The following is a 1,272-nucleotide window of genomic DNA, read 5'->3' as shown; positions in this document are numbered from 1 at the left end:
TCTCGATCTTGCCGTGCATGGTGACGGGAGGCTGGATTGGGCAGAAACAGTCCAGAAACAAAATTCTACAATCGGGAAATACTGACGAAAAAATTCAGGCGCGTAATTCCATTCGCGGCGGCCGGGCTATCGCCCCGATCCATATGCGCCCGCGAAACAAAAGGAAACCATCCATGAAGAAGTCCCTCCTCTCGGCCCTCGGGCTTGCAGTTGCATTGGCTTTCACGGTGCCCGTCATCGGCGCGACGAGCGCGGATGCGGCCCCGATGGCCAAGCATCATCGTCACCACCATCATCATCGCCACCATGTCCGCCACCACCATCATCACCGCCACCACCACCATGTGATCGGAAACAAGGCCTAAGCTCCGCAGACCGCCACCGAGAAGACCGGCCTTGGCTTCTTGTCCAAGGCCGGTCTTCTCGGCCCCGCGAGGCTCGATCGCGGAAGACTGTTCACGCAAGTCCAGCCCCCCTACGCCGGTGAGATCGTCGTCTATCCCGGCGCTGGCTATTGCACGACCACCAATCCGGCGTTCGCCGGCGAAATTGAGCGGCTCCGGCGGCTCGACCAATCCGCATTCCTGCGCCGGCCGCACAGAGATGCGGGGCGCCCGCCGACGCGCTCCTCGCCAGATGCCGGAGCGACGACAGACATAGCCGACCGCAAGGAAAATAAACGGATCGCCCTGAGGCGAGCTGTCACTTCTTGCTTCTTATCCCTGGGATTGGGTTTTAGAATTCAGCGCCGGCTGAACAGCAGACTGGCGACAAGACCGAGCACCACAAGGCCTACCGCCGCGGCAGCCGCCGGATGGTCGCGGGCCGACCTCTCGATCACCCTGCCCTGTTTACGGATTGCCGGCATGGCGTCGCGCAGGCGCCCGGCAAGATCGGAATAGGTGTCCAGCGCGGCATCGCGACCGTCCTCGTAATACGCGCCGCCTCGCCTTGCCACGGCCCTCTTCAAGCTGGCCAGTTCCTTGGTAAGAGCCGCGACCTGCCTGTCGAGATCGATGTCGGAGAGGGTCGAAAATGATGCCATTGGTATGTTTCCTTCACTTGCAGAAGGAAGCGTAACGCCTCACCGGAAGACGGGTTCCGGCTTTCGAACTGTCGATGCCGCGTCGGGCCGCGGTCAGCGCACCTGGTCAAGCAGGCGCTTGCATTCCAGGAGGTCGAACAGCGCCTCCTGCAGCAAGGCCCTGTTGTCGCGCGAGAGTTTCGACGCATCCGGCTGCACCGGACCCTCCTCGTCGCTCTTGCCCAGGC

At 62.2% G+C, this 1,272-nt stretch carries 2 protein-coding genes and 1 pseudogene; all 3 read right to left on the bottom strand.

The features are described 5' to 3' along the window. Nucleotides 1-65: 65 nt before the first annotated feature. Nucleotides 66-575 (bottom strand): hypothetical protein, encoded by a 510-nt coding sequence (locus EN984_RS37975; protein ID WP_164748806.1) that lies wholly within the window; start codon nt 573-575, stop codon nt 66-68. 167 nt (nt 576-742) lie between these two features. Further along, on the bottom strand, nt 743-1,045 hold the full coding sequence (locus EN984_RS35060) for a hypothetical protein (RefSeq protein WP_127270978.1): 303 nt from the start codon (nt 1,043-1,045) through the stop codon (nt 743-745). A gap of 93 nt (nt 1,046-1,138) precedes the next feature. Next, nucleotides 1,139-1,272, bottom strand: a pseudogene (locus EN984_RS35055) (MerR family transcriptional regulator); the annotation flags it as partial.

It is taken from the genome of Mesorhizobium sp. M7A.F.Ca.CA.004.12.1.1 (assembly GCF_003997835.1).
Classification (GTDB): Bacteria; Pseudomonadota; Alphaproteobacteria; order Rhizobiales; family Rhizobiaceae; genus Mesorhizobium.
This window is presented reverse-complemented; position numbering and strand designations above follow the sequence as displayed.

Bases quoted from the DNA above. Each gene is read 5' to 3' on its own strand.
- EN984_RS35060 (WP_127270978.1), bottom strand. From the start codon at position 1,045: ATGGCATCATTTTCGACCCTCTCCGACATCGATCTCGACAGGCAGGTC.